The organism is Halodurantibacterium daqingense (assembly GCF_042666235.1).
Classification (GTDB): Bacteria; Pseudomonadota; Alphaproteobacteria; order Rhodobacterales; family Rhodobacteraceae; genus Halodurantibacterium; species Halodurantibacterium daqingensis.
The window spans coordinates 189,887-215,037 of sequence record NZ_JBHTFQ010000005.1; the positions used below are offsets into that span (position 1 = coordinate 189,887).

Consider the following 25,151-nt stretch of genomic DNA (forward strand, 5'->3'; position numbering starts at 1 on the left):
CCACTCCTGGCACCCATCACGTGCAGCCGCCTGGGGGCGGTGCCCAGCTGGCGGCCCATGTCACCGCTGGCTGCGAAGCCAGGTGGTGACAAGCCCGGCAGCAACGTCGGCCATGTGCCGCCGCTGCTCGTTCCGAAGCGCATCCGAGGTCGCCGCAAGGCGCTGCAGATCGGCGCTCAGGCCCTGGACGTGCCGCGAGGCGGCATCGGTCAGAGGCTCGCTGCGTGTGCCGGTCAGGCCGAACTGGGATCCCAGCATGTAGCGCCCGTCTCCGCCAACCGGGTTCAGAAACAGCAGATTGTCGAAGGGCGTGCCATCCTTGCGGTAGTTGCGCAGGATGACCTGAACCTCGTGACAGCGGGCAAGCGCGTCCCGGATCTCGGCGCGGGCGGCTTCATTGTCCTCGGCCCCCTGAAGAAAACGGCAGTTGCGTCCGATGATCTCGCTGGCGCCATAGCCGGTGAGATTCGAGAACCGTTCGTTGGCAAGCACCAGCGGGGCGTCGGCCTGCTGCAGATCACAAAGGGTCAGCGCGACGGGCGAACGCTCGAAGACGCCACGGACACGTTCGAGGGGAAGGGTGGCCATGCGACAAGGTCTCCTTTGTTTTCTGGCATTGACCTCATGGGCCATTGCTGTAGCTCTAACGCGATGAACCGCGAAGGACCAGCCCGACGGAGGCAGGAATGACCCTGCCAACCGAGTCAGCCAGCCCGGAGGCGCGCCCCCTCATCGTCTTCGGCGTTGGGGCTTCCGCAGGTGGACTGGAGGCGTTCCAGACCTTGCTGAGCACGCTGCGGCGCAACGACAATTTCGCGCTGATCCTGGTGCAGCACCTTGACCCGGAACATGTCAGCCTCTTGCCCGAAATCCTGCGCAAGCACACGCGCCTTCCGGTCGTGTCGATCGAGGATGGAATGGCAATCGAGGCCGGCCATGTCTATCTCATTCCCCCAGCCTTCGCGCTGGATATCAAGGACAATCGGCTGCGGCTGAGCGAGTTTCAGGATCCGCGCGGACTGCGGCGCCCGATCGACAAGTTCTTTGAAAGCCTGGCTCAGGCGCATGGCGTCCATGCCGCCGCAGTGGTGCTTTCCGGCACGGGAAGCGACGGCAGCCTTGGCGTGCGCGATCAAGGAGGCCGGGGGCCTGGTCTTTGCCCAGGACCCCAATGAAGCGCGCTACGACGGCATGCCGCGCAGCGCCATCTCGACCGAAGCGGTCGACATGATCCTGCCGGTCAGCGACATGATGACGGTGCTGCGCGATTTTCACGACCGTCGGAGCGGCATTGCGCCCGCCATCGAAAGCGACGCGGAGTTCCTTGAGAAGGTCGTGAAGAACGTCCGCTATCGCACGGGGCACGATTTCTCGGGCTACAAGCAGGCCACCGTGCTGAGGCGGGTGTCGCTGCGCATGTCGGTCCTGGGCATGACGGAACCTGCCGATTATCTGCGCGAACTGGTGCAGAACAAGGCCGAGGCGGTCCGGCTTTACCGGGATCTTCTGATCAACGTGACCTGCTTTTTCCGCGACGGGCAGGTATTCGAGACCCTGCGCGCCCAGGTGATCCCCCAGATCCTCGCCGGCAAGGCTCAGGGCGAGGAGGTCCGAGTCTGGATACCCGGCTGTGCAACGGGACAGGAAGCCTATTCCATTGCCATGCTTCTTGATGATGCCATGGAACGCACCGACACAAGGCCGCGTGTCTCCGTGTTCGGAACCGACATCGACGACGAGGCCCTGGATGTGGCGCGACGCGGCGCCTATCCGGGCTCGATCGCCACGGAACTTCCGCAGAACTTCCTGGAACGCTATTTCACGCCCACACGTGACGGGTTTACCGTTGCCTCGCGGTTGCGCGACATCGTGCGGTTTTCCAGCCAGAGCCTGATCAAGGATCCCCCCTTCTCGAAGCTTGATCTGCTGTCGTGCCGCAACCTGCTGATCTATTTCGATCATCAGCTGCAGGATCTCGCCTCGCGGATCTTTCACTATGCCTTGCGGCCGGGCGGATATCTGATGCTTGGTCCCAGTGAAACGCCGCGGGGCCCGCGCGACAGCTTTGTCGAACTGGCCGCGGGGCAGCGGATCTACCAGCGCAACAACGGCCCCGCACGTCCGCTTGATCTGCCGCGGGGCTACCGCCCGGTCGCGCCGATCCTGGCCAATGATCCGCCCCCCGAGGCCAGCTCCGGCCTGCTTGGCTTTCCGGCCACAGTGGCCCGTGCCCTGCTTGAGCGTCATGCGCCCGCCTTTCTGGTGATCGGTCCGAAGGACGAGGTTCTGCTGATCGGGCCGGGGGCCGAGAGCTATGTGAAGATGGCGACCGGCCCGGTTTCGCTGGGCCTGCGCAAGCTGATCCTTCCTGTTCTGGAGCCGGCTGTGAAGCGCCTTCTGACCGGGCTGGCGCTGGGGCCTGGCACCTTCCGGCAGATCGAAGTGGCCGATTCCGGAGGCGACCTGCCGCAGCGACTGGTGCTTTCTGCCCAGGCACTTGAGGACGGCAACCGGATGGTCACCTTCACGCCGCTCGAAAGCCATGCCGTTCCCGACGAGGGCAGCGAGGCCCGTATCGTCATCGACGAAGCCTATGTCAGCCAGCTCGAGGACGAGCTTGAGGACGCGCGCCAGACCATCCGCACCACGATCGAAGAACTGGAAACCTCGAATGAAGAGCTGAAAAGCTCGAACGAGGAAATGATGTCGATGAACGAAGAGCTTCAATCGGCAAACGAGGAGCTTTCCACCACCAACGAAGAGCTTCAGAACAAGCTGCGCGAGCTGAACGAGGCCAATGCCGATCTTGCGAACTTCACCGAAAGCACGCAGATCGCGACCGTATTCCTGGACGACGGATTCCGGCTGCGCAACTTCACGCCCGAGGCAGTGGCCTATTTCCGCTTTGTCGAGCAGGATAGAGGACGCGCGCTTGAGGACATCGGGTCGCGGCTGGACATGCATGCGCTGCTGGAAAGCTGCCGGCGCGTTGCCGCGACCGGCCTGCCCGAAGAACAGGATTTCTCGACGCAGGACGGCAAGGCCGAAGTCACGGTGCGCTTTGCCCCCTATCGTGCCGACGGGCTGAGCGGGGGCGGCGTGGTCTTCTCGATTTTTGATGTGACGACAGTTGCCCGCTATGCGCGTCAGCTCGAACAGGCCACAGCGGAAGCACGCGCCCGGCTGGAAGAGATCGAGGAGCTTTACCGCGTCAGCCCCACAGCCATGGCCCTGATCGGAACCGACTACCGCTATCTCCGCGTGAACCCGCATTTTGCCGAGATCAATGGCCTGAGCATCGAGGACCACATCGATCGCCGGGTCGATGAAGTCCTGCCAGAGCTTGGATCGGTCGTCCTTGGCCCAATCGATGAGGTGCTGCGCACGGGCAAGCCACTTTTGCGCCAGATCCTGCGCGGCCAGACCCCGGCCGACCCCGACAGCACCCGCATCTGGGAAGTGGACTGGTATCCGGTGCGGCAGGGTGGCAAGATCCGCGCCATCGGCATGAACGTGCGCGACATGACCAGCCATATGGACATGCAGGCCGATCTGCGTCGGATCATGCGCGAGTTGCAGCACCGGGTGAAGAACATGCTCTCGAACGTGATTGCGCTGGTCAATCGCGCACGCCGCGAAACCGGCGATCCGAAGGCGGTGCTGGAAACCCTGGACCAGCGGATTCGGGCGCTCGCACATACGCACAACCTTCTGACCGCGGAAAACTGGGCTTCGACGGCAATTCGCGATGTCCTGACACCGGAACTCTTGCAGATCTATGGCCGCGACCGGGTCATCCTGCGCGGACCCGAGCTGCGGCTGAACGCGCGTGGCACGCTGGCGGTGGGCATGGCGGTGCACGAGCTTGCCACCAATGCCGCGAAATACGGCGCCTTTTCCTGCCCGACGGGGCGCGTGCATGTGTACTGGTCGCGGCTGGACGAAGGCGAAGGCGAACGGCTGATCCTGCGCTGGATGGAAAGTGGCGGCCCCCCCGTCAGCAATCCCGAACGCGAAGGCTTCGGCACGCAGCTGATCCGGTCGCTGGTGGCTGGAACGATGGGCGGCACCATACGAATGATCTGGGAACCCCAGGGCCTCGAGGCGGTTCTCAACCTGCCCTGGGACGCAGCAACGGAAGTAGATTATGACACAGACGTGGACCCCCTCCAGCCTTCGTCTCCTTTATCTGGAGGACGAGGCGATCATCGCGCTGGAGACGGTGGACACCCTTCATGACCTCGGCTTCAACCATGTCGATCAGGTCTATACGCTCGAGGCTGCAGATCAGGCCGTTGCGACAGCGCAACCCGATATCGCGCTGCTGGACGTGAACCTCAGCCATGGGCGCACCTCGTTCGACCTGTCCGAACGGCTTCTGGCGGCCGGGGTTCCGGTGGTGATGGCGACGGGCTATTCGCGCGCAAACCTGCCGGCGCATCCGGCCGTCGAGGTCATCGAAAAGCCCACCACGGCGCTTCAGCTTGAAGAGGCCCTGCAACGTGCCTGGGCGCGGCGCGACGCGCTTGCAGGCGGCCCCTTCTGAGCCCCCTGCAACAGCCAAACCACAAAATCGCGATTGGTGGGCTTTCGCCGGAACAGGAATGCCTGTCTGCGGTTGGTTCGAAAACAACGAGCAGCACAATCCGATGAACCACAAGGCAACCGTCGCACATCTGCTGAACGCGCTTGAAGCCAGCGTTCTTCAGCTTGAGGCCCATGTGAGGGCCGGTCTGCCGCTTCCGAGCGCGTCCTACCTCACATCCCGGCGACGCGCCGCAGCAACATTGCGGGCAGCGTTGCGGTATGACGGGGATCCCTATCCGGCCGCGTGCAGAGGACGAGGCCAGGGGCAGCGGCATGTGCCGCAGGATAGTTCGTCAATGTCCCTCTGGAAGGCCGAACGCCGGATCGTGCAGCTTTACCGAGAGGCGATCATCGCATCGGCCAACGACGCGCCCGAGTTCCGCCTGCTTGCCGAACAATGCGCCGCTGCCGAGCAAAGCCTCACCCGCATCGCCGAGATGGCCGGCGGCCGGCAGCCGATGCAAGCGGCCGAATGGGCAGGCCTCGCATGACGGGAACAACCCGACTGCAGGCGGGTTGCTGAAGAGAACCATAGCAGGAGGCCCCCATGCACCGTTCCCTTTTTGCCATGCTCGCCACAGTTGCCCTGTGGCCCCTTTCCTCGCTGGCCCAGGAGCCCGGCCCCGCCACGGCCGTTTTTGTCGATCCCGATGGATCCGAGATCGGCAGTGCCGAGGTGATCGACACGCCCTCGGGGGTTCTGTTCCGGCTTGAGGTCTCAGCGCTTCCGGCCGACAGCTGGCTTGCCTTCCATGTTCATGAAACGGGTGAATGCGATCCCGAAACCGATCATGAATCCGCAGGCGGACATTTCAACCCGGATGGCTCGTCCCATGGATATCTGGTCGAGGACGGGCCGCATGCCGGCGACATGCCGAACCAGTATGTCGGCGGCGACGGCGTGCTGCGCGCTGACGTGTTCAACGCCTTCGTCCGGCTGGATGAGGGGGATGCCGCCATCCGTGGCCGCGCCCTGATGATCCATGCCGGCGCCGATGATTACGAAAGCCAGCCCACGGGCGACGCAGGCGAAAGACTGGGCTGTGCCGTCATAGAATGATGTGAAGACCCCGTCAGCCACTCATCCCCCGGTCTGACACCGCCAGCGCCGCGTCCTGCCCTTGTTCCAGGCTCAGGACGCGGTCGGCTGTCTTGCGGATCAGTTCCGCATCATGGCTGACCACCAGCAGCGCCATGCCGCTGTCACGCGCGACCTGCACGAGAAGCTCCATCACCTCGGCCTGAGTGATGAGGTCGAGGCGCGAACTCGGTTCATCCGCGAACAGGAACACCGGGTCAAGCAACAGCACCCGCAGAAGCGCAACCCGCTGCAGTTCGCCTCCCGACACCTCGTCGGGGTGTCGGGAGAGCAGCGAAGACCGCAGGCGCAGCCGCTCCATCAAGACCGGAATGCGCGGCGCAGACAGGCCATGCCGCCGGATGAGGTCGTCCAGTGACTGTCCAAGGGTTGCCCGCGGCGCGAAGGCGCTTGGCGGATCCTGAAAAAGCTTCTGGTAACGTAATCCGCTGATAGCTCCCGGGCGCATGACGCTGCCGCGATCGGGCCGGACAAGTCCCAGAAGCACATCGCCCAAGGTCGATTTTCCGCAGCCGCTGGGGCCCGTGACGCCAAGGATCTCGCCCGCGGCAACCGCGAGATCAAGATCGCGGAACAGTTCACGGCCGCCGCGTGTGATGCCCAGCCCCTGAGCCGACAGCACCACATCGCCTTGCGCCAGGCGGGGCCGGCCCTGGGGCCAGGCCGCCGGGTCTGCAGCGATCAGTCGGCGGGTATAGTCCTGTTGCGGTGCCGCAAGAACCCGGGCGGCAGGCCCCTGTTCGATCACCCGGCCCTGCAACATGACCGCCAGATCGCCGCCCATGCTCCGTGCAAGCTCCAGATCATGCGTGATGGTCAGCAGCGCGGCATCGCCCTGCAGTTCGCGCATCAGAAGGGCGATGATGTCGTCCCGCCGGGCGGCATCAAGCCCTTTCGAGGGTTCGTCGGCGATCATGATCCGCGCGCCGCCGGCACGGGCAGCGGCAAAGGCCACGCGCTGCGCCATGCCGCCGGAAAGCTGATCCGGCCGTCGCCCGCCGGCGCCGTCCAGGCCAAGCGCGCTCAGATCCCGACGTGCGGCGGCTCGGGCTTCTGCCCGACTGAGGCCAGCCACAAGCGCGTGACCTTCCGCAACCTGCGCCTCGGCCGACATGAGCGGATCAAGCGCCCGCCAGGGTTCCTGCGGCAGGATCCCGACCATGCGCCCCCAGAGGGGACGAAACTGATGCGGCTGGGCAGGATCAAGCGTCCGTCCTGCCAGCGTCACGCTGCCGGTCGCCCGGAGCCCCGCCGGCAAGGTTCCCGTCAGCGCCTGCAGCAGGAGGCTTTTCCCCGAGCCCGTTTCGCCAAGGATGGTGAAGGGGCGCCCGGCCTTCAGCGTCAGGGAGATCGGTGCAACCAGGCGACCTTCCGCCCCGTGAACAGCCACGCCCTCGGCGCGCAGAACGATGGTCATGGGCGGCGCCCTCCGGCAATCAGGTTAAGCGACAGGACGGTGAGGAACATCGCCGCCACCGGTTGCATCAACGCGAGCGGCGCTTCCCGGTAATAGGGCAGCAGTTCCACCATCATCAGCCCCAGTTCCGGCGCAGGTGGCCGCATGCCGACGCTCACGAATCCCAGCGCCGCGATCATCATGATCGACGTGGCGGTTCCGAATGCGGCAAGGGTCAGCAGCATCGGCGCAAGCGCCGGCCAAAGATGGCGTCGGAAGATGTAGATCGGGCCGAACCCGAGCAGGCGCGACGCCTGCACGGCCGGGGCGGCCAGAAGGCGGGTCACCAGCGCACGGCTGAGCCGGAAATACTCGATCCAGAGCACGAGCGACAGGCCGATCCAGAAGGCAACCGCGGTCTGGGGAACAACCGCCGTCACGATCAGCACCATCAGCAACCCCGGCAGCGCAAGGAAACTGTCCGCCAGCAGCGTGGCGGCGCGATCCATCCAGCCGCCGCGCCACGCCGCCAGAACACCAAGCGCGACACCGAGAACCGCAGCCGTGGTCACCGCCGAAAGCGCAATGGCAAGCGACAGGCGCAATCCGGCCGCAAGCCGCGCCAGAAGCGAGCGCCCCAGATGATCATAACCCAGCGGGGCCGCCGCATCCGGGCCGGCAAGCGCATGGCGCAGGCTCTGCCGCAAGGGATCCGCCGGAAACAGCAATGGCGCGAGCAGGGCAAGGGCAATTACTGCGCCAAGAAGCGCATATCCCAGCCAGCGCCGCATCTGTCCAGGGGCGCGAAGGGGCTGCGCATCGAAAATGAAGGCCTCGGCAGGGTGCATCATGCAGCCCCCGTGCCACGCGGATCGATGAGGCCTGTCGCCAGATCGACACATCCGTTCAGCACCACGAAACCCAGCCCCAGCAGAAGCGCGGTCCCCTGCACCATCGGCACATCCCGACCAAAGATCGCATGGACCAGCGCATGTCCGATCCCGGGCCAGCCAAAGATGCTTTCCACGACCACAACGCCTTCGACAAGCATCGCGAACTGAAGCCCCATATAGGTGACCAGCGGCACGCCGATGTTGCGAAGTCCGTGCCGCAGCAGAAGCTGACGTTCGTTCAGGCCCTTCCAGCGACCGAAGGCATAGAAGGGGCTGGCCGCGACGGCCGCCATCGCGTCGCGGGCGATGCGGGCCGACACGGCTGCCAGGCCAAGGGCCAGCGTCAGCGCCGGCAGGATGAAATGCACTGCCCGCCCATGCCCCGCGGCCGGAAGCAATCCAAGATGGATTGACAGGATCACGATCAGGAACAGGCCCAGCATGAACTGCGGCACGGACCGCAGCGCGGTCGAAATCAGAAGCAGCCCCCGGTCGAACCATCCGCCGGGGCGCAATCCCGCCAGAACACCCAGCGGCGGTCCGATCAGGAACGAAAGCACCAGTGCCGCGCCGGCGAGCTGCAGGCTTGCGCCCAGCTGATGGCGGATCTCGTCGATGACCGGCGCGCCCGAGGTCAGGGACCGACCGAAATCGAGCCTCAGGATATCGCCGAACCACGCGATGAAGGCTTCGTGCATCGGCCGCTCCAGGCCAAGCTCCTCCCGCACCATCGCCGCCGCCGCCGCATCGACCAGATCATAGCCATAGCGGCCCGCGGCGATGCGGAAGGCCATGTCGCCCGGCAACGACTGCATCATCAGGAAGGTAAGGACCCCAACCAGCAGTGCCACCAGAAGGGCTTGTACCCCGCGGTATGCAAGGGCGCGTATTGCGGTGCCCATCAGTGCGCCTCGCTCCAGCGAATGTGCCGCAGGCCGATCGACCGCTCATACGGGTCCATGATCGCACCGGTGATCTTCCGGGAGACGGCGGCTGTCTGCTGATACCAGGCGACGGGCACGACCGGCAAATCGGCTTGCAGGATCTCGATCGCGCGATCGCGCGCGGCCTGATCCCCTGCCCCCTGCGCCAGATCCCGGATCAGCGCCGTGAACTCCGCATTTTCCCAGCCCATCGCGCCCCAATCCCCTGCCGGGGCGTAATCGGTAAGCAGGGTTCCCAGCGGATCGGGCACCAGCGCGAAGTTGCGGGCAAGAAGCGCGAGTTCCAGCGTGCCATCACCATGCCGCACCGGGATCTCGGAGGAATTCGTGGAATCGATGGTGACCTCGATCCCGATCTCGGCGAACATCTGTTGCAGGACCGCAGCGGTCAGCGGCAGTTCCGGACGGTCGGGATAGGTCGTCAGGGTCAGCGCAAATCGTGCACCGTCGCGCAGCAGCACCCCATCCGGCCCCGGCGCCCAGCCCAACTCGGCCAGAAGCGCGCGCGCCGCATCGGGATCGTGGTCAAGCGGCGCAACCGCTTGCCCGTGCCAGGCCCGCATCGACGGCGGAAACAACTGGTTCGCACCCGCCGGATAGCGAAGGATGGCCATGGCCAGCCCGTCGCGATCTATTGCAAGCGACAAGGCCTGCCGCGCGCGGATATCGGCAAGAAACGGATGGGCGACATTTACCTTCACAAGCAGCGAACGCGGCACGGAGACCGAAAGAACCTCGAGCCGATCATCCGTTCCAAGACGCGCGACCGAGGCGGGATCGAGGTTGAATACGTAATCCGCATCTCCGCTTTCCGCCATCAGCGCCCGTGTCTCGGCGCGTCCCACCGAATGATAGACCGCCCGCTCAACCGCGGGCGCGCCATCCCAATAGGCATCGAATGCCTCGACCGTTAGTTTCAGCGGCGCTTCCATTCGCGTCACGCGATAGGCGCCGGTGCCGATCACCGCTTCGACGCTGCCATCTTCGGCATAGGCCGCGGGGGCATAGATCAGCGACCGGTATTCGGACAGGAACGCCGGCATCGGCGCAAAGGGTTCGGTCAGCCGGATCAGCAGATCGCCGGCATCGGCCTCGATCGCGGAAATGGGCGCCTGCGCCAGAAGGCCCGGCTTGTCCCGCGCCACGCTCAGTGCCCGCACGGCAGCCTCGGCGGTGAAAGGCGTACCATCGTGAAATACCACCCCGTCGCGGAGGTGGAACCGCCAGACGAGCCCGTCCTCCGATACCTCCCAATGGGTGGCAAGGCCGGGGACCAGCTCCCCGTCGGCATCGGCATTCACGAGGGTTTCGGCCACATCCATCTTGATGAAGATGCTGCCGGATGTGGTCGGATCTGCGCCCTTGATCTCGAACGGCGCGACGATATCGAGAACGCCGTCATTCTGTGCCGCCGCGCCGAGGGGAAACGCTGTTACGGCGATCGCCGCGGCAGCGGCAAATGTTCTGGGACGCATGGTGCCTCTCTCCTGACTCGAGCTTGATACGTTATTATATAACGTCTCTTCTTTGGCAAGAGCCGACAGCGCGAACACCGGCTGCAACTCCGGCGCAGCCACGCGCCGCGGGCGGCAGGCTGATCCCGTTCCGCGAAGTCCTGCGCAAACAGAAGAAACCCGGTGCGCTTGTTGCGCGCCGGGTTTGGGCGTTGCAATGCGCAGAAGGCGCGCTAGCCTTGGGCCGGACCAAACCCGCCGGCGGTGGGCGTGACCACGGTCACCGTTTCCCCGGGCTCGAGCACCGTCTGCGCGCAGGCGGGAAGGACCTCGATCCGGCCGTCATTGCGGCGCACCTCGGTCCGGCCTACCTGTCCTGCACCCCCGCCTGCCACGCCCTGCGGCGCCAGCCTGCGGTGCGACGACAGGATCGCGCAATCCATCCGCTCGAGGAAACGCAAGGTTCGCAGCGTCCCGTCCCCGGCGGAGGCAGCGCCCCGCCCGCCAGATCCTTCCCGCAGCGCAAAGCTCTCAAGCACCACCGGGAAGCGGGTTTCCAGGATCTCGGGATCGGTGAGCCGCGAATTGGTCATATGCACATGCACGCCCGAGGTGCCGTTGAACAGTCGGCCATCGTTCATCCGCCCGGCGGGGCTGCCGGAACAGATCGTTTCATAATACTGATAGGTGTCATTCCCGAAGGTCAGGTTGTTCATCGTGCCCTGCGAATTGGCGATGGCCCCCAGAGCGCCGAAGATGGCGTTGGTTACATGCTGCGAGGTCTCCACATTCCCCGCCACCACCGCGCGCGGATAGGCGGGGCGCAGCATCGAGCCTTCGGGGATCACGATGTCGATCGGGCGCAGACAGCCGGCATTCATCGGGATCGGTGCCTCGACCATGACGCGGAAGCAGTAGAGCACTGCCGCCCTTGTCACCGGTTCCGGCGCGTTGAAGTTGTTGCCGGTGGCCTCGGATGTGCCGGTGAAATCCACCTTGGCGCGACGGTTGGCGCGATCCAAGCTGATCCGGACACGGATCACCTGCCCCGTGTCGGTTTCGTAGCTGTAGGCACAATCCTCCAGCCGGTCGATCAGCCGCGCAACCTCTTCGGCGGCATTGTCCTGCACATGGCCCATATAGGCCTGCACCACATCGAGGCCGAATTCGGCCACCATCTTGCGCAGCTCGGCCGCGCCGCGTTCATTCGCGGCAATCTGCGCCTGAAGGTCGGCGATGTTCTGCGCCGGATTGCGGCAGGGCCAGGGATGATCGGTCAGAAGCTGGTACAGTTCCGCCTCGCGGAAGGTGCCGCGCGACACCAGGCGGAAGTTGTCGATCAGCACGCCCTCCTCGTCCACCGTGGTGGCAAGCGGGGTCATCGACCCGGGCGCGGTGCCGCCGACATCGGCATGGTGCCCGCGCGAGGCGACCCAGAACAGCACCTTCTGTCCGGCATCGTCAAAGACCGGGCTGACAACGGTAATGTCCGGCAGATGGGTGCCGCCATTGTAAGGGGCGTTCAGCGCAAAGACATCGCCCGGATGCACATCCCCCTCATTGAGCCGGATCACGGTCTCGACGGATCGGTCCATCGAGCCAAGATGCACCGGCATATGCGGCGCGTTGGCCACCAGCGCGCCCGAGGCATCAAAGACCGCGCAGGAAAAATCAAGCCGTTCCTTGATGTTGACGGATTGCGCCGTGTTCTGCAGCGCCACACCCATCTGCTCGGCGATATTCATGAACAGGTTGTTGAAGACCTCCAGCAGCACCGGGTCGGCACTGGCGGCGCCAACGGCGCGCGCGCGGGTGGCGCGTTCGTGGCGGTGCAGCAGGATCAGGTCATCCGGGGTCAGGCGCGCTGTCCAGCCGGGTTCGACAACGATGGTCTGGTTCGGCTCGATGATCAGCGCGGGCCCGCGGATGCTGTCGCCGGGGGCAAGACCCTCGCGCAGGAAAACCCCGGCCTGATGCCAGGCCCCGCCCGAGAAAACGCGCACCTGCCGGTCGGTTGCGGCCGCCCGCCCTTCAGCCTGTCCCCCGGCCGTCGGCATGGGCGGGGGCGTCTCGCCGCCCTCGACCTCGACCGCCTCGACAGTCACTTCCTTGTCCGGGGTGACAAAGCCGAACTGCGCCTTGTAGCGGGCCTCGAAGGCCTGCCGCACCGCCTGCAGATCGCCGTCATAGGGCACATCCAGGGAAGTGTCGGTGCCCGAATAGCGCAGATGCAGCTTGGTCTGCGTGGCAAGGGCGCCGTGAAGCCCCTGTTCGGCCAGTTCCTGCAGCACGGCCGCGCGCAGTTCACCCTCAAGCCCCGTGATGGCATTGCGGTTTGCCGGATCAAGCGGCAGCATCAGCCCCTGCTGCCGGCTGGCGGTGACCGAGGCGAGCCCGATGCCATAGGCCGACAGCAGCCCCGACAGCGGGTGGATCAGGATGTTCTCCATCCCCAGCGCGTCGGCAACCAGACAGGCGTGTTGCCCGCCCGCACCGCCGAATGAGTTGAGCAGATAGCGCGTCACGTCATAGCCGCGCTGAACACTGATCTTCTTGATCGCATTGGCCATGTTCTCGACCGCGATCTTGAGAAAACCTTCGGCCACTTCCTCGGGGCTGCGGTCGGTGCCGGCCGCAATCCCGGCGAATTTTTCGGCGACCGTGTCACGGTCGAGGGGCTGGTCCTGCGACGGGCCGAAGATGGCCGGGAACAGATCGGGGTTCAGTTTGCCCAGCATCACATTCGCATCGGTCACTGTCAGCGGGCCACCGCGCCGATAGCAGGCCGGGCCGGGATCGGCCCCCGCCGAATCGGGCCCGACCCGGAAGCGTCCCGGTTCGGCATGCAGGATCGATCCGCCGCCCGCCGCAACCGTATGGATCCGCATCATCGGGGCACGGATCCGCACACCCGCGACCTCGGTGTCGAAGGCGCGTTCGTATTCGCCTGCCGCGTGGGCCACATCGGTCGAGGTTCCGCCCATGTCAAAGCCGATCACCCGGTCAAAGCCGGCCTGGGCCGCGCTGCGCACCATTCCCACCACGCCCCCGGCCGGCCCGGACAGGATCGCATCCTTGCCGCGGAACCGGTCCGCCGCCGTCAGCCCGCCCGAGGACATCATGAACTGCAGGGTAGGCCCCGGTTGATCGGGCGGCGTGGCGCCCAGAATCCGTGCAACCCGCTGCACATAGCGGCGCAGGATCGGTGACAGATAGGCATCGACCACGGTCGTGTCACCGCGTCCGACCAGCTTGATCAGCGGCGAAACCTCGTGACTGACCGAGACCTGATCAAACCCCGCACCGCGCACCAGTTCGGCCAGCGCCGCCTCGTGCACCGGGTTCTTCCACGAATGCATCAGCACGATGGCCACTGCGCCGATGCCGTCGGCGCGCGCCGCCGCAAGCGCGGGGCGGAGCGCCTCGGCCTCAAGCGGCCGTTCGACGCTGCCATCGGCCATCAGGCGTTCGTCAACCTCGATCACCCGTTCATAAAGCTGCTCGGGCAGCAGGATTTCCTTGGCAAAGATATCGGGGCGTGCCTGATACGCGATGCGAAGTTGATCGCGGAAGCCCTTGGTAATCAACAGGATCGTCCGGTCGCCCTTGCGTTCCAGAAGGGCGTTGGTGGCCACTGTCGTCCCCATGCGCACCGTGCCGATCCGCTCCGACGGCAGCGCGGCACCGGGCGCCACCGACAGAAGCCTGCGGATCCCCTCGATGGCGCTGTCTTCATAGGCCTCGGGGTTTTCCGACAACAGCTTGAGCGGATGCAGCCCGCCTTCGGGATCGCGTCCGATCACGTCGGTAAAGGTGCCGCCCCGGTCGATCCAGAAATCCCAGCGTTGCCGCCCTGTGACCTGCGTCATCGCAATTCTCCCCGTTGGTCATGATATTCCGGCAGCGCGCCGCCATGCTGACAAAACGTTGACAAATTGTGAGTGTAGGGTCAAGCTTCTCCTGACGCCGCTCAACGGCGCGACCCAGACGAACCGGACAAACCGTTCGCACCAACAGAGAGGACTAAAAATGTCGCACTTGACCCGTGCCGGCCTTTTCGCCGCTGCGCTGTCCCTGACCGGCCCCGCTGTTGCCCAGCAAGCCTGGGACATGCCGACCCCCTATGCCGATGCGATCTTCCACACCCAGAACATCCTGCAGTTCGCCGATGACGTGCGCGAGGCGACGGGCGGCAACCTGAACATCACCGTCCATTCGGCCAACTCGCTGTTCGGTCATGCCGAGATCCGCGATGCAGTCCGTGACGGGCTGGTCCCGATCGGGGAATTCCTGTTGTCGCGGCTGGCGAACGAAGACCCGATCTTTGCGCTGGATTCGATCCCCTTCCTCGCCTCGTCCTATGACGATGCCGAACGGCTCTGGGAAGCCTCGCGCGATGCGGTAAGCGAGCGTCTGGGCCAGCAGGGTCTGACGGTTCTTTATGCAGTGCCATGGCCGGGGCAAAGCCTTTACCTGCGCCGTGACATCACCGATCCGGCCGACATGGCGGGCCTGAGCTTCCGTGCCTACAACGTGGCCACCGAACGTCTGGCGCAACTGCTGGGCGCCACGCCGACCCAGGTCGAGGAAACCGACATCCCCACCGCCTTTTCAACGGGCCGTGTCGAGGCGATGATCACTTCGCCCTCGACCGGAGCCAATGCGCAGGCCTGGGATTTCACCACCCATTACATCGACACCCAGGCGTGGTTGCCGAAGAACATCGTGGTTGTGAACACCGATGCCTTCGAGGCGCTGTCGGATGACGACCGCGCGGCGCTGCTGGCGGCAGCCGAGGCCGCAGAGACCCGCGGCTGGGAAATGTCGCGTGCCGAAACGGCCGAAAAGATCGCGGCGCTCGAGGCCGGCGGCATGATCGTCTCGCAGCCGTCCGAGGCCCTCGCCGCGCGGCTTCAGGAAATCGGCGCGACCATGACCGCCGAGTGGGAAGCGACTGCCGGACCGGACGGCGCCGCAGTGGTCGAGGCCTATCGCAACCAGTAACGCGGCATGGGGCCGGCGCGGCCGGCCCCGACCAGCGCAAGGATCATGGCGATGCGCAAGGCGCTCGATTATCTATACGGCGCAGCCCTGTTCGGGACCTGCGCGGCGATGGTGGCCATCGCGGCCCTCGTGTTCACCCAGGTCCTGGGCCGGGCGCTGGATCAGGTGCTGGTGGCGCTGGGTCAGGCGCGGCTGGGGCTGTCGGTTCCGTCGCTGGGCGAAATCGCGGGCTATCTGTTCGGTGTCGCCGCATTCCTTGCGCTGGCGCCCACGCTGCGCAGCGCAACCCATATCCGGGTGACGCTGGTCCTGCGCGCCTTCGGACCCGCTGGCGACCGGTTCATGACCGGGCTTGTGATCCTCATCGCGCTTGGCCTGACCGGCTTCATCACCTGGGCGATGGGCATGCAGGCCATGACCTCGTTCCAGCGTGGGTCCATGTCCTACGGGATGCTGCCGATCAGGCTCTGGATACCACAGGGGCTGATGACATTGGGGCTGGTGATCTTTGCAATCGCCCTTCTTGACGAGCTGATCGCGCTTTTGCGAAACGGCACCGCCGCCTTCCGCGATATCGAGCGGGGCCGCGACATAACCGAAGGGGGCCACTAGCATGGACATCACGCTTTTGTCCGCCCTGCTTGTCGTGGTCCTGTTCGGGCTGCTGCTGTCTGGCCTGTGGGTGGGCTTTGCGCTGCTGGCCGTGGGCATGGTGGCGATGGAGCTCGCCTCGAGTGCGCCGATGGGCGCCGTCTTTGCCCGGCGTGTCTGGGGCGCGATGACGGGCTGGGACCTGACCGCCTTGCCGATGTTCATCTGGATGGGCGAGATCCTGTTCCGATCACGGCTTTCCTCGGACATGTTTGCCGGCATGGCACCCTTCACCCGGCGCCTGCCGGGCGGGCTCTTGCACGTCAACGTGTTCGGCTGCGCCCTTTTCGCCTGTGTTTCCGGGTCCTCGGCGGCGACAACGGCCACCGTGGGCCGGATGTCGCTGCCGGAACTGCGGGCACGCGGATATGATCCGGCGATGGCGATCGGCACGCTGGCGGGCGCCGGCACGTTCGGCTTCCTCATCCCGCCGTCGCTGATCCTGATCGTCTACGGCGCCGCGACCGAACAAAGCATCGCCCGGTTGTTCCTTGCCGGCGTCGGGCCCGGCATCCTGCTGGCGGTGCTGTTTTCGGGCTATGTGATGATCTGGTCGCGCCTCAATCGTCACCGGATGCCCGAACCCGAGCCCGCCCCGACCTGGCGCGAACGGCTGCGCGCGCTTGGGCTTCTGGCGCCGACCATCCTTCTGATCATCGGGGTGATCGGTTCGATCTATGCCGGGCTTGCCTCACCGACCGAAGCGGCGGTGATCGGCGTCGCCGGTGCGCTGGCCATCGCCAGCCTGACGGGCGGCATGACCCGTGCGAATTTCGTCGCCTCCCTGACCGGGGCGGCGATGACCAGCTGCATGATCGCCTTCATCCTGGCGGGGGCGTCGTTTCTGACCGTCGCCATGGGCTTTACCGGCATCCCGCGCACGCTGGCGGCCTGGATCGGGGCGCAGGACCTGTCGCAATTCACGCTTCTGGCGGTGCTTCTTGTCTTCTTCATCGTGATCGGCTGCTTTCTGGACGGGATCTCGATCGTGGTGCTGACCACCTCGGTGATCCTGCCGATGGTGATGGCCGCGGGCATCGACCCGATCTGGTTCGGGATATTCCTTGTGCTGGTGGTCGAGATGAGTCAGATCACCCCGCCGGTCGGTTTCAACCTGTTCGTGATACAGTCGATCAGCGGCCGCAACATCTTCGAGGTGGCCTGGTATGCCCTGCCCTTCTTCCTGTTGCTGGTGCTGGCCGCCGCGATCATGACCCTTTTCCCGGAGATTGCGCTGTGGTTGCCCGGCACGATGATGAACAGCTGAGCCAGATCGGGCCGATCGTTTCCTCGGCCCATCTTGCCCAATCGGCCCTGCCCGAACTGTCGGAACTGGAATTCGCGCTGACCATGGCCCACCACGCCTTCCAGCGCTGGATCATGCGCTGCATGGCGGCGGCGGGTCAGGCCATGTCGCCGCTGGAAGTGCTGATCCTGCACCTGGTCAATCACCGCAACCGCCCCAAGACGCTGGCCGACATCTGCCTGGTGCTGAATGTCGAGGACACGCATCTGGTGAATTACGCGATCAAGAAGCTGGCGGATCAGAAGCTCGTGCAACTGGGGCGCAAGGGCAAGGAAAAGACCGTCGGCATCAGCCCCGCGGGCGAGAAGCTGTGCCAGCGCTACCGTGCCGTGCGCGAGGCGCTGCTGGTCGAATCCGCGCAGCAGATGGGCGTTGACCCTGCCGAACTGTCGCGTCTGTCGCGGTTGCTGCGGGCAATGTCGGGAGAATACGATCACGCGGCGCGCGCAGCGGCGTCGCTGTGATTACGGGCCTGCTTGGCTGGACGGCCCGGCAGGGGCGCTATGCGCTGGTGGCGGGGCTTCTGGCCGGGGCGCTGCTGCCGGGTCTGGCCGAGGCGCTGCGTTTTGCCGTTGCCCCCCTGATCGTGGCGCTGCTGTTCCTGGCGGTACTGCGGCTGGGGCCTGACGGGCTGCGCACGGGGGCGGTGCGTTTGCCGGCGGCCTGTGCGCTCACGATCCTCTTGCAACTGGTCCTGCCGCTGGCTGCGGCCGCGGCCTTCGCCCTTGCCGGTGTGCTGGAGCACCCGCTGGCCCGGGGAACGGTGCTGGTGCTGGCCGCAGCGCCGATCACCGGCAGCGCCAACCTCGCTTTGCTGATGGGGGCCGAACCGGTCGCAGCCCTGCGCCAGCTTGTTCTGGGCACGGCGCTTCTGCCCCTGACCGTCGTTCCGGTGTTTGCGGTGATGCCCGGGTTTGGCGGGGTGGGCGATGTCGTGCTGGCGGCCCTGCGCCTGCTGGCGATCATCAGCCTTGCGGCGGGTGCCGCGCTGTTGCTGCATCGCGTCATGCGGTTTCAGCCCGCAGCGCGTGTTCTCGGCGCGATCGACGGGCTTTCCGCCATCTTGCTTGCGCTGGTGGTGATCGGGCTGATGTCGGCAATCGGTCCGGCCCTGCACGAGGCGCCGCTGCGCCTGGCCCTGACGCTTGGAGCCTGTTTCGCGATCAACCTGCCGCTGCAATTGCTGGTCTGCCAGCTCGCGGCCCGGCGCGATCCGAAAGCCGCGCCCGCCCTTGGCATCGTCGCCGGAAACCGGAATGCGGCGCTGTTTCTCAGCATCCTGCCCGCCGCGACAGCGGACGAGCTGATGCTGTTCATCGGCTGCTTCCAGATTCCGATGTATCTGACGCCGCTTATGCTGGGCGGCTGGTATCGGCGCGCGGCGGCGCGCGGCGGGTGACATTGCCGGGGCGGCCGGGCAGCGACAGTGCCGCGTCGCTGCGCGGGCTGCGCGCGATCACCCGCCCTTTCGAAATCACCACCCGGCGGGCCGCGCGGCGGCGCAGCGCCTCGACCGGATCGGCCGCATCCAGCACAACAAGCGAGGCCGTGCGCCCCACCTCAAGCCCCAGATCATCGGCACCGATGATTGCCGCGTTCACCCGGGTCACCATGTCGAAGCAGCGCGCCATCTCGTCGGGCGCGCTCATCTGCGCGACGTGCAGGCCCATGAAGGCCACGTCCAGCATGTCGCCGGTGCCCAGCGAATACCAGGGATCGAGCACGCAATCCTGGCCCCAGCCGACGGAAATGCCATGGGCCTGCATCTCCTTCACCCGGGTGAGACCGCGGCGCTTGGGAAAGCTGTCGTGCCGGCCCTGCAACATGATGTTGATCAGCGGGTTCGGAATGGCAGCGATCCCGGCCTCGGCGATCAGAGGCAGCAACTTCGAAACGTAATAGTTGTCCATCGAATGCATCGAAGTCAGGTGGCTGGCGGCCACCCGCCCCTGCAATCCATGTTTCTGTGCCTCATAGGCCAGCGCCTCGATGTGGCGGCTCAGCGGATCATCGGTTTCGTCGCAATGGATATCGACGCGCAGGCCGCGATCGGCGGCGATCCGGCACAATTCGGCCAGGGACGCAGCGCCATCGGCCATGGTGCGTTCGAAATGCGGGATGCCGCCAACCACATCCACGCCCATGTCCAGCGCGCGCAACGTGTTGGCCCGTGCGGTCGGGTCACGGTAGAAACCATCCTGCGGAAAGGCCACAAGCTGCAGATCGATATAGCCCTTCACCTGTTCGCGCAATTCCAGCATCGCCTGCACGCCCAGCAGGCGGTCGTCGCAGGTATCGACATGGCTGCGGATCGCCAGCAGGCCAAGGCTTGCCGCCCAGTCACAATAGGCAAGGCCCCGCTCTACCATCTGCTCGACGGTGACGATCTGCTTCAACTCGCCCCAAAGCGCGATCCCCTCAAGCAGCGTGCCCGAGGCGTTGATACGCGGCAGCCCGTAGCTGAGCGTCGCATCCATGTGGAAATGCGGATCGACGAAGGGCGGGCTGACCAGATCGCCCGTGGCGTCGATCACTTCGCCGGCGTCCAGCCCCGCATCCAGCCGCTCGACCGCGACGATACGACCCTCGCGGATGCCGATGTCGGCCTGGCGCCCGTCAGGCAGCGTGCCGCCTTTCACGATCAGGTCAAACTGGCTCATCTCGGTCTCCTTCTTTTCAGCGCCGCTCGCCCTTGCGGTACGGCTGCATCAGCGCGGCCGGAACCTCGGCCCGCCGCGACATGACGACCAGGGCGAGGATCGAAAGCACATAGGGCAGCATCAGGAACAGCTGGTAGGGCACCATCGTGCCCAGCCCGGTCTGCTGCAAACGGATCTGCAGCGCGTCGAACCCCGCGAACAGAAACGCCCCCGCCACGGCCTTGCCGGGTTTCCAGGCCCCGAAGACCACCAGCGCGATGCAGATCCAGCCGCGCCCGTTCACCATCTCGAAGAAGAACGAGTTGAAGGCCGACATGGTCAGGAACGCGCCGCCCAGGGCCATCAGCCCCGATCCCACCATGACCGCCCCGATCCGGATCGCTGCAACCGAAAGGCCCTGCGCTTCGACCGCGGCGGGGTTCTCACCGGCCGCGCGCACCGCAAGGCCCAGGGGGCTGCGCGCAAGGATCAGGGCCGTGGCGATGGCAAGCGCATAGGCCAGATAGGTCAGCGGCGTCTGGGCGAACAGCGCCGGCCCCAGCAACGGAATGTCGGACAGGATCGGGATCGGCACCACCGGAAAGGCGGTGATCCGCGGCGGCGAGGACACGTTCGGCAGGACCAGACGGTAGGTATAGTAACTTGACGCCGTCGCAAGCAGCGTGATGCCAAGTCCCACCACATGCTGCGACAGGCCGAAAAGCACCGTCAACACCCCATGCAGGGCGCCGAAGGCCATGCCGGTCAGCAGCGCCACCCCCACCCCGGCCCAAAGGCCAAGCCCGGCATAGACAGCGATCCAGCCGGCAAAGGCCCCTGCAACCATGATCCCCTCGATCCCGAGGTTCAGCACGCCGGCCCGTTCGCAGATCAACTCGCCCAGCGTCGCAAAGATCAGCGGCGAGGCGATGCGCACCAGCGCAACCCAGAAGCTGGCCGAGATCAGAATTGCAATCACGTCACTCATGCGCGGCGCAGCCTGTATCGGGTGGTCAGAAGCGCCAGAACCATTGCCAGAAGGGCAAAGGCCAGCAGGATGTCGGCGATATAGGTGGGAACCTGCGCGGCGCGGCTCATGCTGTCGGCGCCGACGAAGATCGCGGCCACGAACAGCGCCGAAAAGATGACGCCCAAGGGGTTCAGCAGGGCAAGCATCGCGACGATGATCCCGGTATAGCCAAAGCCCGGGCTGAGATCGAGCGTCAGGCTGCCCCGCACGCCGGCAACCTCGGAAAAGCCTCCCAGCGCGGCCAGCCCCCCCGACAGCACCGCCGTGAGCAACACCACCCGGCGCACCGGCATGCCCGCGTGGCGCGCGGCGGTTTCGTTCAGGCCGACAGCGCGCATTTCGTAGCCGAGGGTCGTCTTGCGGTCGATGATCCAGATCAGGATCGCCGCCGCAACCGCCAGCGCAAATCCCCAGTGCAACCGCAACCCCGGCAGGATCCGTGGCAGGCGCGCCTCGGGCGGCAGGGCGGGCGAGCGGGGCCAGCCCATGCCCATCGGATCGCGCAAGGGCCCTTCCAGCAGCATCGAGACGAACAGCAGCATCACGAAGTTCAGAAGCAGCGTGGTCACCACCTCATCCACCCCGAACCGGAGCTTGAGCAGTGCCGGCCCCAGCAACAGCACCGCGCCCGCCGCCATCGCGCCCAGGGCCATCGCCGGCCACAGCACGGCCGAGGGCAGAAGCGGCCCAAGGTTCAGCCCGATCAGCACCGCAAGCAGGCCGCCGGCGAAGAACTGCGCCTCGGCACCGATATTCCAGAGCCGGGCACGAAAGGCGACCGCGACGGCAAGCCCGGTGAAGATCAGCGGCGTAGCGCGGTTCAGCGTTTCTAGCAGCGCGAAACGCGATCCGGCCGCGCCTTTGACGATCAGGCCGAAGACCGCAAGCGGATCGGCTCCGGCCAGCCGTGCAAGGGCTGCGCCCAACAGCACCGTTGCCACGAGCGCCAGCATCGGCGGCAGGATCCGGCGCATGATGCCCGGGTTGGCGACAGGTTCAAGCCGCATGGCTGAACCCCTGTCCGGCCATCCACAACCCCAGCTCGGCCACCGTCTTGCTGCCGCGCGGGAAGGCCGGGCTCAGCCGGCCGTCACAGATCACATGGATCACATCCGACAGGGCCATCACCTCTTCCAGATCCTCGGAGATCAACAGCACCGCCGCACCCCGACCGCGCGCATCCAGAAGCCGGTTCTGGACGAAGGTCACTGCGCCGATATCAAGGCCGCGCACCGGCTGATCGGCCAGGATGATGCACGGATCGCGTTCCAGCAGCCGCCCAAGGATCAGCTTCTGCATGTTCCCGCCGGACAAGAGCCGCACCGCAGCCCCCTCGCCCGGCCCACGTATGTCATAGCGTGCGATGACCTGGCGCGCAAAGCGGCGCGCAGCGGGCCAGTTCATCCAGCCCCGGCGGCTGAACCCTGGGCTGCGATACAGCTCCAGCACCGCGTTTTCGGTCAGGCTGAAATCCGCGACCGTTCCCTCGCGGTGGCGGTCGGCAGGAATGCGGGCGATGCCGGCCTTGATCGCGGCGCGGGGCGACCAGTCCGTGAGGGGCTGGTCCTGCAAGGAGACCTCGCCCGCCACGGGCCGCGCAAGCCCGCCGATCAGCGCCGCAAGCGCCGCCTGACCGTTGCCCGAGACACCGGCAATCCCGGTGATCCGCCCGGCCACCAGATCAAGATCGACATCGCGCAGATCGGGGCGCTGCCCTTGCGTCGCAACACCGGAAAGGCGCATCAGAACCTGACCCTCGGTGCTTGCCGCGACCAGGGGGGGAACAACCTCGGCCCCGACCATCATGGCCGCAAGTCGCGCCGGATCGGTGCCCGCGATCGGCGTTTCGCCCACCAGCCGCCCGTGACGCAGCACCAGCACACGGTCGGCCACCGCCATGACCTCGTGCAGCTTGTGCGAAATGAAGATGACGGAAAGCCCCAGCGCCACCGCCCTGCGCAGCGTGGCAAACAGGGCCTCTGCCTCTTGCGGGGTAAGGACGGCGGTCGGTTCGTCAAGAATGAGGATCCGCGCATCGCGGTACAGCGCCTTCAGGATCTCGACCCGCTGCCGTTCGCCCACCGACAGCGTGCCAACCTTCGCATCGGGATCGGCCGACAGCCCGAAATCCTGCGCCAGCTTGCGCAGCCGTGCGGCGGCCTGGCGGCGGGCCGAAACCGGCCGCCACAGACTTTCGGTGCCCAGCATCAGGTTGTCCAGAACACTCAGATTGTCCGCGAGGGTGAAATGCTGGTGCACCATTCCCAGGCCCGCGGCCAGCGCCGCAGCCGGACGGCCCGGCGGCAGTGGCACGCCGAACACCTCGATCCGCCCCTCCTCGGCGGTGTAATGGCCGAAAAGGATGTTCATCAGCGTGGTCTTGCCCGCGCCGTTCTCCCCCAGCAGCGCCACGACTTCGCCCTGCGCGATCTCGAACGAGATCGCGTCATTGGCAAGGTTCGCGCCGAAGCGTTTGCTGATCCCCTCGACCCGAAGCGCCGGGGTGGTATTGTCTTCCATGTCAGCCGGCAGTCGGTTCGCTGTCGTTCACCTCGACCACAAAGCTGCCGTCGCGGATCGCGGCTTCCCGCTCGGCGATCAGATCCAGCGCGGCTTGGGGAATCCGGCCCTCGAAGCTGCCAAAGGGCGCAAGCGTGGCGCCGCCATACTGCATCATCGAATAGATGCCATAGTTCTCCGAAGTGAAGCTGCCCGCCTTCACCTTCTCGATTGCCGCCGCAAGCGTCGGCTCGAAATGCCAGAGCGCCGAAGCAACCACTGTGTCGGGATAGTCCGCCTGGGTGTCGATGACGTTGCCGATGGCAAGGATACCGCGTTCCGCGGCCGCATCCGACACGCCGAAGCGTTCGGCGTACAGGATGTCGGCGCCGTTATCGATCATGGCGATGGCCGTTTCCTTGGCGCGCGGCGGATCGAACCACGACCCGATGAAGCTGACCTGGAAGGTGGCATCGGGGCGCATTTCGCGCACGCCGGCCATGAAGGCATGCATCAGCCGGTTGACCTCGGGGATCGGAAAGCCGCCGACCATGCCGATATTGCCGGATTCCGTCATCGCCCCCGCAACGATTCCCGAGAGATACGAGGCATCCTGAATGTAGTTGTCGAAGACGCCAAAGTTGCCCAGACTGCCGTCCGGCAGGAAGCTGGAGCCCATGAGGAAGGCGGTGTCGGGATAATCGGCGGCAACCTCGCGCGCCTCCTGCTCGACCCCGAAGATCTCGCCCAGGATGAGGTCTGCCCCGCCCTCGGCATATTCGCGCATTACCCGCGGATAGTCGGTGTTCGAGACGTTTTCGGAATAGCTGTATTCGATCTCACCCGCCTCTTGCGCGGCAAGGGCGGCAAGGTGGATACGGCTGACCCACTGCTGTTCGACCGGGACGGTATAGATCCCCGCAACGCGGATCGGCCCCGACTGCGCCCGCAGCGGCAAGCCGAAGGCCAGCGCCGACAAGGCAGCACCTCCGGCAAGAATGTGACGGCGGGTTGGACGAAAGGTCATCGGCATGGCGCTTCCTCTGAGTCGGTTTTCGGCAGAAAATCGGAAAGCGGGGAAAGATGAAACAGAAAACGCGCCTCATGCGCCTGCCCGGGCAGCATCTGCATAATTAACAGGCACTGATGGGCAGGCAAGCATCCACCTGGTGGAGGAGATACCCCGCGGGTTGCAGAGCGGGGTCAGGACGCAACCCGGAACTGGACCTCGTGGAAACCGCCGGCCCGGATCCCGCTGTGCCTCGTGCCGACCGTTCAGTGACGCGCGCGTGGAATGGAGATCCGGCACCCGACAGCGGCTGTTCACGTGATCGGCGGTAATGGCACGGATGATGCCGGGTCACCGGCCTTGATCCTGGCAGGGGGCTTGCGCCACGGCCATTCGGAAGCCACCATCGCAGCACGTGCGGGACATGGCATGATCTGCCCGCCCGGGCTGGCCGACCCGGCTGTCGCCCGCGGCCAGGATCCGTTCCGCAGCGAAAGGCCCGCCGCGCAAGTCTTGCACCGTGCCGCGGGACTTGCTACATGACGTTCGCGTGTTTGCCCGGTTAGCTCAGAGGCCAGAGCTGCGCTTTTGTAAAGCGAGGGTCGGGGGTTCGACTCCCTCACCGGGCACCATTCCCTCT

The 25,151-nt window shown here is 65.8% G+C and carries 20 protein-coding genes, 1 tRNA gene and 1 pseudogene; 11 read left to right on the top strand and 11 right to left on the bottom strand.

What is annotated here, in order from left to right:
* Positions 1-60 precede the first annotated feature (60 nt).
* A complete protein-coding gene (locus ACFQXB_RS10710) occupies positions 61-588 on the bottom strand; it encodes a PAS domain-containing protein (RefSeq protein WP_377403222.1) in 528 nt (175 codons plus the stop codon).
* Positions 589-686: 98 nt separating this feature from the next.
* Between ACFQXB_RS10710 and ACFQXB_RS10715 the strand changes: the two are divergent.
* The 5 genes and pseudogenes from ACFQXB_RS10715 to ACFQXB_RS10735 form a co-directional block, all read left to right on the top strand.
* A pseudogene (locus ACFQXB_RS10715) lies at positions 687-2,004 on the top strand (chemotaxis protein CheB); the annotation flags it as partial.
* Positions 2,005-2,022: 18 nt separating this feature from the next.
* The gene (locus ACFQXB_RS10720; protein WP_377403647.1) at positions 2,023-4,239 is read left to right on the top strand and encodes an HWE histidine kinase domain-containing protein; all 2,217 of its coding nucleotides are present in this window, start codon (positions 2,023-2,025) and stop codon (positions 4,237-4,239) included.
* Entirely contained in the window at positions 4,148-4,546 is a 399-nt protein-coding gene (locus ACFQXB_RS10725; protein ID WP_377403224.1) for a response regulator, read from the top strand. The genes ACFQXB_RS10720 and ACFQXB_RS10725 overlap by 92 nt, the downstream gene beginning before the upstream one ends.
* A gap of 337 nt (positions 4,547-4,883) precedes the next feature.
* Complete coding sequence (locus tag ACFQXB_RS10730) at positions 4,884-5,078, top strand: hypothetical protein (protein WP_377403226.1); 195 nt, start codon at positions 4,884-4,886, stop codon at positions 5,076-5,078.
* A gap of 56 nt (positions 5,079-5,134) precedes the next feature.
* A complete protein-coding gene (locus ACFQXB_RS10735) occupies positions 5,135-5,647 on the top strand; it encodes a superoxide dismutase family protein (protein WP_377403228.1) in 513 nt (170 codons plus the stop codon).
* A 13-nt stretch (positions 5,648-5,660) separates the two neighbouring features.
* Here ACFQXB_RS10735 and ACFQXB_RS10740 read toward each other — a convergent pair whose 3' ends face one another.
* The 5 genes from ACFQXB_RS10740 to ACFQXB_RS10760 form a co-directional block, all read right to left on the bottom strand.
* Positions 5,661-7,103 (bottom strand): ABC transporter ATP-binding protein, encoded by a 1,443-nt coding sequence (locus ACFQXB_RS10740; protein ID WP_377403230.1) that lies wholly within the window; start codon positions 7,101-7,103, stop codon positions 5,661-5,663.
* Positions 7,100-7,933: an ABC transporter permease gene (locus ACFQXB_RS10745; RefSeq protein ID WP_377403232.1), complete on the bottom strand. Its 834-nt coding sequence runs from the start codon at positions 7,931-7,933 to the stop codon at positions 7,100-7,102. Before ACFQXB_RS10745 ends, ACFQXB_RS10740 begins: the two co-directional genes overlap by 4 nt.
* Entirely contained in the window at positions 7,930-8,877 is a 948-nt protein-coding gene (locus tag ACFQXB_RS10750) for an ABC transporter permease (protein ID WP_377403234.1), read from the bottom strand. The genes ACFQXB_RS10745 and ACFQXB_RS10750 overlap by 4 nt, the downstream gene beginning before the upstream one ends.
* Positions 8,877-10,394 (bottom strand): ABC transporter substrate-binding protein, encoded by a 1,518-nt coding sequence (locus ACFQXB_RS10755; RefSeq protein ID WP_377403236.1) that lies wholly within the window; start codon positions 10,392-10,394, stop codon positions 8,877-8,879. The genes ACFQXB_RS10750 and ACFQXB_RS10755 overlap by 1 nt, the downstream gene beginning before the upstream one ends.
* Positions 10,395-10,606: 212 nt before the next feature.
* The gene (locus ACFQXB_RS10760; protein ID WP_377403238.1) at positions 10,607-14,242 is read right to left on the bottom strand and encodes a hydantoinase B/oxoprolinase family protein; all 3,636 of its coding nucleotides are present in this window, start codon (positions 14,240-14,242) and stop codon (positions 10,607-10,609) included.
* Between the two features lie 160 nt (positions 14,243-14,402).
* On the opposite strand from ACFQXB_RS10760, the gene ACFQXB_RS10765 reads away from it, so the two are divergent.
* The 5 genes from ACFQXB_RS10765 to ACFQXB_RS10785 all read left to right on the top strand — a co-directional run bounded on the left by ACFQXB_RS10765 (position 14,403) and on the right by ACFQXB_RS10785 (position 18,733).
* The gene (locus ACFQXB_RS10765; protein WP_377403240.1) at positions 14,403-15,377 is read left to right on the top strand and encodes a TRAP transporter substrate-binding protein; all 975 of its coding nucleotides are present in this window, start codon (positions 14,403-14,405) and stop codon (positions 15,375-15,377) included.
* Between the two features lie 51 nt (positions 15,378-15,428).
* Positions 15,429-15,989 carry a TRAP transporter small permease gene (locus ACFQXB_RS10770; protein WP_377403242.1) on the top strand — a complete coding sequence of 187 codons (561 nt, stop codon included), beginning with the start codon at positions 15,429-15,431 and terminating at the stop codon, positions 15,987-15,989.
* 1 nt (position 15,990) lies between these two features.
* Positions 15,991-17,295, top strand: coding sequence for a TRAP transporter large permease (locus ACFQXB_RS10775; RefSeq protein ID WP_377403244.1), 1,305 nt, complete (start codon positions 15,991-15,993; stop codon positions 17,293-17,295).
* 65 nt (positions 17,296-17,360) lie between these two features.
* Positions 17,361-17,798 carry a winged helix DNA-binding protein gene (locus tag ACFQXB_RS10780; RefSeq protein WP_377403650.1) on the top strand — a complete coding sequence of 146 codons (438 nt, stop codon included), beginning with the start codon at positions 17,361-17,363 and terminating at the stop codon, positions 17,796-17,798.
* Complete coding sequence (locus ACFQXB_RS10785) at positions 17,795-18,733, top strand: hypothetical protein (protein WP_377403246.1); 939 nt, start codon at positions 17,795-17,797, stop codon at positions 18,731-18,733. Before ACFQXB_RS10780 ends, ACFQXB_RS10785 begins: the two co-directional genes overlap by 4 nt.
* Here the strand turns inward: ACFQXB_RS10785 and ACFQXB_RS10790 are convergent.
* From ACFQXB_RS10790 to ACFQXB_RS10810, 5 genes are read right to left on the bottom strand one after another with little or no spacing between them, the layout of a single operon-like run.
* Positions 18,687-19,994, bottom strand: a complete 1,308-nt coding sequence (locus ACFQXB_RS10790; protein WP_377403248.1) for an amidohydrolase family protein — start codon at positions 19,992-19,994, stop codon at positions 18,687-18,689. The genes ACFQXB_RS10785 and ACFQXB_RS10790 overlap by 47 nt on opposite strands.
* Before the next feature lie 16 nt (positions 19,995-20,010).
* Positions 20,011-20,961: an ABC transporter permease gene (locus tag ACFQXB_RS10795; RefSeq protein ID WP_377403250.1), complete on the bottom strand. Its 951-nt coding sequence runs from the start codon at positions 20,959-20,961 to the stop codon at positions 20,011-20,013.
* Positions 20,958-22,010, bottom strand: coding sequence for an ABC transporter permease (locus ACFQXB_RS10800; protein WP_377403252.1), 1,053 nt, complete (start codon positions 22,008-22,010; stop codon positions 20,958-20,960). The genes ACFQXB_RS10795 and ACFQXB_RS10800 overlap by 4 nt, the downstream gene beginning before the upstream one ends.
* The gene (locus tag ACFQXB_RS10805; protein ID WP_377403254.1) at positions 22,000-23,523 is read right to left on the bottom strand and encodes an ABC transporter ATP-binding protein; all 1,524 of its coding nucleotides are present in this window, start codon (positions 23,521-23,523) and stop codon (positions 22,000-22,002) included. Before ACFQXB_RS10805 ends, ACFQXB_RS10800 begins: the two co-directional genes overlap by 11 nt.
* Before the next feature lies 1 nt (position 23,524).
* Positions 23,525-24,529: a BMP family protein gene (locus ACFQXB_RS10810; RefSeq protein WP_377403653.1), complete on the bottom strand. Its 1,005-nt coding sequence runs from the start codon at positions 24,527-24,529 to the stop codon at positions 23,525-23,527.
* A 538-nt stretch (positions 24,530-25,067) separates the two neighbouring features.
* Here ACFQXB_RS10810 and ACFQXB_RS10815 point away from each other — a divergent pair.
* Positions 25,068-25,143 (top strand) — tRNA-Thr (locus ACFQXB_RS10815).
* Positions 25,144-25,151: the final 8 nt, after the last annotated feature.